Origin of the sequence: Curtobacterium sp. APC 4022 (assembly GCF_030407555.1) — a bacterium.
GTDB lineage: Bacteria > Actinomycetota > Actinomycetes > Actinomycetales > Microbacteriaceae > Curtobacterium.
This window is the reverse complement of record NZ_JASDDD010000009.1, coordinates 92,749-100,454: the sequence shown is the minus strand read 5'-3', so window position 1 is coordinate 100,454 and position 7,706 is coordinate 92,749. Positions and strand designations below refer to the sequence as shown.

General features: G+C 71.7%; 6 protein-coding genes. 4 read left to right on the top strand and 2 right to left on the bottom strand.

The window, feature by feature from the left end:
- Positions 1–43 precede the first annotated feature (43 nt).
- A complete protein-coding gene (locus tag QL987_RS05220) occupies positions 44–1,555 on the top strand; it encodes an aspartate ammonia-lyase (RefSeq protein ID WP_253462260.1) in 1,512 nt (503 codons plus the stop codon).
- Between the two features lie 109 nt (positions 1,556–1,664).
- On the opposite strand, the gene QL987_RS05215 is transcribed toward QL987_RS05220, so the two are convergent.
- Together QL987_RS05215 and QL987_RS05210 are read right to left on the bottom strand one after the other, a co-directional pair.
- Complete coding sequence (locus QL987_RS05215) at positions 1,665–2,741, bottom strand: YihY/virulence factor BrkB family protein (RefSeq protein ID WP_111075517.1); 1,077 nt, start codon at positions 2,739–2,741, stop codon at positions 1,665–1,667.
- 22 nt (positions 2,742–2,763) lie between these two features.
- Positions 2,764–4,083 carry an MFS transporter gene (locus tag QL987_RS05210; RefSeq protein WP_290156612.1) on the bottom strand — a complete coding sequence of 440 codons (1,320 nt, stop codon included), beginning with the start codon at positions 4,081–4,083 and terminating at the stop codon, positions 2,764–2,766.
- 69 nt (positions 4,084–4,152) lie between these two features.
- On the opposite strand from QL987_RS05210, the gene QL987_RS05205 reads away from it, so the two are divergent.
- From QL987_RS05205 to QL987_RS05195, 3 genes are all read left to right on the top strand, one after another.
- Complete coding sequence (locus QL987_RS05205; protein WP_111045050.1) at positions 4,153–4,524, top strand: FKBP-type peptidyl-prolyl cis-trans isomerase; 372 nt, start codon at positions 4,153–4,155, stop codon at positions 4,522–4,524.
- Positions 4,524–5,366, top strand: coding sequence for an aldo/keto reductase (locus QL987_RS05200; protein ID WP_111075515.1), 843 nt, complete (start codon positions 4,524–4,526; stop codon positions 5,364–5,366). Before QL987_RS05205 ends, QL987_RS05200 begins: the two co-directional genes overlap by 1 nt.
- 72 nt (positions 5,367–5,438) lie before the next feature.
- Positions 5,439–7,697, top strand: a complete 2,259-nt coding sequence (locus QL987_RS05195; RefSeq protein ID WP_290156610.1) for an ATP-binding domain-containing protein — start codon at positions 5,439–5,441, stop codon at positions 7,695–7,697.
- Positions 7,698–7,706: the final 9 nt, after the last annotated feature.

Here is a 7,706-nt window from a genome sequence, read left to right as displayed (position 1 = left end):
CACCTCCCACACCGGCCGGACGGTCGCGGACTACCCTCGACACGTGACCCGCGACGGAGAGGAACACCACGTGACGAGCGCTGCCACCCGCACCGAGACCGATTCCCTGGGCTCGAGGGAGGTGCCCGTCGATTCGTACTGGGGCATCAACACCCTCCGGGCGATGGAGAACTTCCCGATCGCCTCCGTGCCGATCGCGGTGTACCCGGACCTCGTCGCCGCTCTGGTGACCGTGAAGCAGGCGGCGGCCCGGGCGAACCGGGCGATCGGGGTCCTCGACGACGAGCGCGCCGACGCCATCGACCGTGCCGCGCAGGAGGTGCGTGACGGTGCCCTCCGCGACCAGTTCGTCGTCGACGTGGTCCAGGGTGGCGCCGGCACGAGCACGAACATGAACACGAACGAGGTCCTGGCGAACCGGGCCCTCGAGCTCCTCGGTCGAGAGCGTGGCGACTACGCGTACCTGCACCCCATCGACCACGTGAACCGCAGCCAGTCGACGAACGACACGTACCCGACGAGCATCAAGATCGCGATGATCTACGGGGTGCGCCGCCTGGCCGACCAGCTGGAGCAGCTGTCGGACGCGTTCGCCGAGCGGGGCCGCGCCTTCGCGGACGTCCTCAAGGTCGGGCGTACGCAGCTGCAGGACGCCGTGCCGATGACGCTCGGGCAGGAGTTCACCGGCTTCGCGCACACCATCCAGGAGGACGTCGTCCAGCTCCGCCGCGTGGTGCCGCTGCTCGGTGAGATGAACCTCGGCGCGACCGCGATCGGCACCGGCATCACCGCGGATCCGCTCTACCGCGACGAGGTCCGCAGACAACTCGCCGAGGCGTCGGGCGTCGACGTCGTCACCGCGCCGGACCTCATCGAGGCGACGAGTGACGCCGGCTCGTTCATGACGCTGTCCGGGACGGTGAAGCGCAGTGCGATGAAGCTGTCGAAGATCTGCAACGACCTGCGCCTGCTGGCGTCGGGGCCGCAGGCGGGCCTCGGTGAGATCACGCTGCCGCCGCGGCAGGCCGGGTCCTCGATCATGCCGGGCAAGGTGAACCCGGTGATCCCGGAGGTGGTGAACCAGATCGCCTTCGCCGTCGCCGGGGCGGACACCACGGTGACGATGGCGGCCGAGGGCGGGCAGCTGCAGCTCAACGCCTTCGAGCCGATCATCGCGCACTCGATCCTGCAGTCGCTGCAGTGGATGGCCCGCGGCTGCGCGACCCTCCGCGAGCACTGCGTCGTCGGCATCGAGGCGAACGAGGCCAAGCTCGCGGCCCAGGTCGACACGAACGTGGGAGTCGTCACCGCGCTGACGCCGTACATCGGCTACGCGGCGGCGGCGTCGATCGCGCACACGGCGTTGACGACGTCGACGCCGATCTCCACGCTGGTGATCGCGGCGGGCCTGATGGACGAGCACCAGGTGCACCGTGTCCTCAGCCCGGCGCGCCTGTCCGGCATCGAGATGGCCACGGGGGCGATCCCGGTGATCACCGAGGCGATGCTCCAGCAGCACGCCCGCGACGCGGCCCCGCGTCCGCCGCAGGCCTGACCCGACCCGCAGGCGAACCAGCTGGACCCCCTGACGGACGGGAGGCCCGTGGCGGCCCCGCCACGCGCCTCCCGTCCGTCCGCGGCTCACGCAACGAGCGCAGTGCCGCTCAGGGCATCGGCCGCTCGCCCGCGCGCACCTGCCCCGCCACCCGCCGGAGCTCGTCGTCCTCAGGTGAGGCCTCGTCGTCGGGGAGCTCCGCCGCCGCGGCCCGCACCTGTGCCGCCGCCGCGATGTCCTGGTCCCGCCACCGGGCCAGCGTGAAGTTCCGGGTGACGTCGCGGAGCGGCAGCCGGATGGTCTCGTCGGCCTCGATGCCGGCGAGCAACTGGCGCATCCGGATCACCTCGGAGTCGAGCTCCCCGCCGACGACGAGCACGAAGTTCGAGATGTACAGGTACACGAGCAGCAGCAGCGCCCCGCCGAGCCAGCCGTAGGCGCGGTTGCCGCCGCCGATCGTCTCGACGTAGACCGCGAAGCCGACCGTGGCGATCGCCCACGTCCCGATCGCGAAGCCGGCGCCGGCGGAGACCCACCGCAGCTGCGGCGTCCTGACGTTGGGGGTGGCGGTGTAGAGCACGGCGACCATGACGACCAGGTCCGCGGCGAGGACCGGCCACTTCGCGACGTTCCAGACGTCGTCGACCCAGGACGGCCAGCCGACCTGCTGCACGATCGCGGCGGAGATCACCGGGGTGCCGAGCAGGATGACGAGGGCGACGGCGCCGCCGACCATGATCAGCAGCGTGACGAGGAGCATCATGCTGCGGAACTTCCAGATCCGCCGGCCCTCCTCGACCTCGTAGGCGGTGTTCATCGCCCGGCCGAACGCGGTCGCGTACCCGGACAACGACCACAGCGTCAGGACGAGTCCGACGGTCGCGCCGAGCCACGGGTTGTCGAGGGTGAGCAGCTGCCGGAGCGGGGTCTCGAGGTGCTCGGCCGTCTCGGGCCGCACGATGACGCCGAGGATCCCGATCACGTCCGCGACGCTGTCCCCGCCCTGGTCGACGACGGCCAGCAGCGACACCACGGTCAGGGCCGTCGGGAACACGGTGAGCAGCGCGAAGAACGTCAGCGACGCAGCCGAGTCGACGACCCGGTGCCGGATGACCGAGTGGTACGTCCGACGCACCACCGCCCGGACACCCGAGCGGCGCAGGTCGCGTTCGCGGCTCGCCGGCATGGGATCGACCGTACCGGCTCCGTCAGTTCGCGTTCGGGTGCAGGGCGTCGTACCGGCGGAACGAGGGAACCAGCCGGAGCAGCAGGGCGACCAGCGCGATGATGAGGACACCGCCGATCTCCGGCGGGTAGGCGAACCCGGCCGCGACGACCAGGCCGGCGTAGAGGTCGCCGACGCGCGGGCCGCCGGTCACGACGACGATGAAGATGCCCTGCAGTCGACCGCGCATGCCGTCCGGTGCGGCGGCCTGGAGGATCGTCCCTCGGAACACGCTGCTCACGTTGTCCGCACCGCCGGCCACCGCGAGGAACAGCGCGCAGAGCACCAGTGCCGGCAGGATCCCGGTCGAGAAGGTCTCGGACGGCCGCCCGCCGAGGAGGTGCGCGCAGGCGACGACGACACCGAACGCCGCGATCGCTCCGCCGTAGACCGTGATCGCCCAGCCGACGGCCTCGCCCTGGCGTCGCACGTGGCCGAGCGGCCCGGAGAAGATCCCGGAGAGCAGTGCACCGATCGCGTACGCCGCGGTGAGCGCCCCGACGGTGATCGACCCGCCGCCGACGACCAGCGCGCCGATCGCCGGGAACAGCACGCGGGGCTGCCCGAACGTCATCGCGATGATGTCGAGCACGAAGGTCATCGTGATGTTGCGGGAGCGCCGGAGGAACCTCGCCCCCTCGATCAGCGACGACAGTCCGGGGCGCAGGGCGTCGTGCTCCGGGGCCATCCGGGGCAGCGTGATCACCCCGAGGAACGCCGCACTGAACAGGACGACGTCGACCGTGTACGTCGGCGCGAAGCCGAACGCGGCGACGAGCACGCCACCGACCGCCGGGCCGACCGTCACCGAGAAGCCGGCGCTGATGCTGTTCAGGGCGCTCGCCGCGGGCAGCAGCTCGATGCCGACCAGGCGTGGCACGATCGCGGCGCGGGAGGCCCCGATGACGGTGCCGGCGACGGCGTTCACCGTGACCAGCACGTAGAGCAGTGCGACGCTGTCGAGGCCGAGCCAGGCGTGCGCGGCGATCATCGCGGTCGACACCCACGCCAGGACGGCCGACACGAGGGCCACGGTGCGGCGATCGAACGCGTCGGCGAGCATCCCGCCGTACAGACCGGCCAGGATCATCGGCACCAGGGAGATCACGCCGACCAGCGACACCATGAAGGTCGAGCGGGTGATCTCGTACACCTCGAGCCCGACGGTGACGCTCGTCATCATCGTGCCGATGCCGGCGATCGAGCTGCCGATCCAGAGTCGCGCGAAGGCGGGGGAGCGGCGGAGCGGGGTCAGGTCGGCGAACAGGGAGCGGCGGGGCTTCGCGGGGGCATCTGGTGTCACGGTGGAACCATTCTGTGGCCTGGAGGCCGCCTGCGGAGCCCCGTTTCGTTCTCTGGTTGACTGACGGACATGACTGACCTGAACAGCAAGCCCGAGTTCGACGCTCCCGAGGGCCCTGCCCCCACCGACCTCGTCATCACCGACATCGTCGAGGGCGACGGCGCCGTCGCCGAGTCCGGCTCGACCGTCAAGGTCCACTACGCCGGCGTCGAGTACGAGTCCGGCGAGGAGTTCGACAGCTCCTGGGGCCGTGGCGAACCGATCGACTTCCCCCTCGCGGCGCTCGTCCGCGGCTGGCAGGAGGGCATCCCCGGCATGAAGGTCGGCGGGCGCCGCAAGCTCGTCGTTCCGCCGGAGCTCGCCTACGGCCCGGCCGGCGGCGGACACTTCCTGTCCGGCAAGACCCTGATCTTCGTCATCGACCTGCTCGGCGTCCGCTGATGGCGGGCGTCCCGGCGGTCCCGACCCTCGAGCTGAACGACGGGCACCGGATCCCGGCGCTCGGCCTCGGCACGTACTCGCTCGACGGGGACGAGGGGATCCAGGCGGTCGGTGCGGCGATCACGAGCGGGTACCGCCTGCTCGACACCGCACTGAACTACGGCAACGAGGACGCGGTCGGCGAAGCGGTCCGCCGCGCCGACGTACCGCGCGACGAGTTCGTCGTGACGTCGAAGCTGCCGGGACGCCACCACGGCTACGACGAGGCGCACCGTTCGGTGGACGAGACCCTGGCGAACCTGGGGCTCGACCACCTGGACCTGTACCTGATCCACTGGCCGAACCCGTCGGTCGGCAAGTTCGTCGAGACCTGGAAGGCGTTCGTCGACCTCCGCGACAGCGGCAAGGTCCGCTCGATCGGTGTCTCGAACTTCACGCCGGAGCACCTCGACCGGATCATCGACGCCACCGGGGTCGCCCCGGCCGTCAACCAGGTCGAACTGCACCCGTACTTCCCGCAGGCCGAGCTCCGCGCCGTGCACCAGCGGCTCGGCATCGTCACCGAGAGCTGGAGCCCGCTCGCGAAGCAGTCGGAGCTCCTCACCGAGCAGCCCGTCACCGCCGCGGCCGCCGCGCACGGGGTGTCAGCCGGCCAGGTCGTGCTCCGTTGGCACGTCCAGCTCGGTGCCGTCCCGGTGCCGAAGTCGGGCGACGCGGACCGCCAGCGCGAGAACCTCGACGTGTTCGGCTTCACGCTGAGCGACGACGAGGTCCAGGCCATCTCCGCGCTCGAGCGCGGTCGGCTCTGGGACGGCGACCCGGACACGCACGAAGAGATGTAGCCGAGCGCGTTCGCGTCGGGCCCGACCGGGGCAGGGGGATACGATTGGTCCCCCTGTCCCGAAGGGTTGCGAGTGTCCGAAGCGCGTGTTTCCGAACCCACCGAGATCGACCGTGAACGCGGCTACGTCGACGGTCTCTTCCACCGACTCGACGAGCTGACGGCCGAAGCCGCCCAGCGACTCGCCGAGACCCGCCGACAGACCGTCGGCGGCAACCACCAGAGCCGCAGCGAGCGCGACGCCTTCGCCCGGCTCTACGAGGACACCGTCGCCACGCTCGAACGCGTCGGCGACCGGCTGGTCTTCGGCCGGCTCGAGGTCCAGGACCCGCCGGCCGACGAGGACGCCTTCCGGTACATCGGTCGCGTCGGCCTCCGTGACGCCGACCACCGTCCGCTGCTGCTCGACTGGCGTGTGCCCGGTGCCAGCGCGTTCTACCAGGCGACCGCGGCGCACCCGATGGGCATGCGCGCTCGTCGGCACCTGACCCTCGAGGGCCGCACGGTCGTCGGGGTCGAGGACGAGGTCTTCGACGCCACGCTCTACGACGACGAGCGCACCCACCTGCAGGGGGAAGGGGCCCTGCTCGCCGCGGTCACCGCCGAGCGCACCGGCCGGATGACGGACATCGTCGCCACCATCCAGGGCGAGCAGGACCGGATCATCCGCTCCCCGCTCGAGGGCGTGCTCATCGTGCAGGGCGGCCCGGGCACCGGCAAGACGGCCGTCGCACTGCACCGCGCCGCGTACCTGCTCTACTCGTACCGCGAGCGCCTCCGGGGCTCCGGGGTCCTGGTCGTCGGCCCGTCGCCGGCGTTCCTGACCTACATCGAGCAGGTGCTGCCGTCCCTCGGCGAGACCGGTGTCGTGATGGCGTCGCTCGGCTCGCTGTACCCGGGGTTGCACACCACGGTCCACGACCGCCGGGACGTCGCCGCGGTCAAGGGCTCGGGCGAGATGGCCGACCTCCTGCGCCGGGCCGTCCGCTCACGCCAGGTCGTCCCGACCGAGTCGGTGACGCTCGACGTCGAGGGTGAGCGACTCGTCGTCCCGCCGCAGCTCGTGGCCGAGGCGATGCGTCGCGCCCAGGACCGTGGCAAGCCGCACAACGTCGCCCGGGTGTCGTTCAACAAGAACGCGCTCGACGCCATGACCCGTCTGCTCGCCGACCAGCTGCGGCAGCGTGGCACCACGGTCGACGAGGCGGACGAGAAGGTGCTGCGCGAGGACATCCGCAGCTCGTACGACGCCCGCGTCCTGCTCAACACCGCGTGGCTGCCGCTGCCGGCCGAGAAGTTCCTCGAGGACCTCTACGCCCGCCCGAACTGGCTGGCGTCGCTGACCCCGAACTGGAGCCCCGAGCGCCGCGAACTCCTCCGACGCGAGCGCGGTGCCGCCTTCACGGTGGAGGACGTGCCGCTCCTCGACGAGGCAGCCGAGCTCCTCGGCGAGTTCGACCCGACGGGTGGTGCGGCGAAGCGTCAGGCGAAGGCCAGCCGGAACCGCGACATCGAGAACGCCCGCCAGGCCATCGAGAACATGGGCGTCGAGGGGATCGTCAGCGCGGAACAGGTCGCCGGTGCCTTCGCGGAGGGCGGCGACCCCCGCTCCACGGCCGAGCGTGCCGCTGAGGAACGCGAGTGGACCTACGGGCACATCGTGGTCGACGAGGCGCAGGAGCTCTCGCCGATGCAGTGGCGGATCCTCGCCCGCCGGAACCCGCTGCGGTCCTTCACGATCGTGGGCGACATGGCGCAGGGTTCCTCGCCCGGTGCCGCCCGCACCTGGGACGACGTCCGCGGGGCGCTCTCCCGACGCCGTCGTGGTCGTGCGCCGCAGGTGCCGCTGGACTCCCGGCTGGAAGAGCTGACCGTCAACTACCGCACGCCGCGCTCGATCGTCGAGGCCGCCGGGGCGTTCGCTGCCTCGGCCGGACTCACGGTGACCGCGAACGAGGCGGTCCGTGACGGTGACCCCGTCGAGCGGCTGCGCGTCGACCGGGCGGACCTGTTCGACACCGTCGTCCGCCGGGTCGACAGCGAGCGGGACCTGATCGGCGCGGGGACGATCGGCGTGATCGTGCCGGAAGCCGACGTGACGGCCGTCCGCGAGCGCCTGGCCCGCACCGAGGCGGACGTCCGCGGGCTCGGTTCGCCGCGCCCGGGCTCGGTCACGGTGCTGACGGGTGCCGACGCGAAGGGCCTGGAGTTCGACGGCGTGCTGCTCGTCGACCCGGACCGGGTCGGGTCCGACGCGGCCCGCGCGGCTGCGGCGGTCTACGTCGCGATGACCCGCCCGACCCGTCGCCTGACGGTCATCGCGGTCGCCTGACGGTCGTCG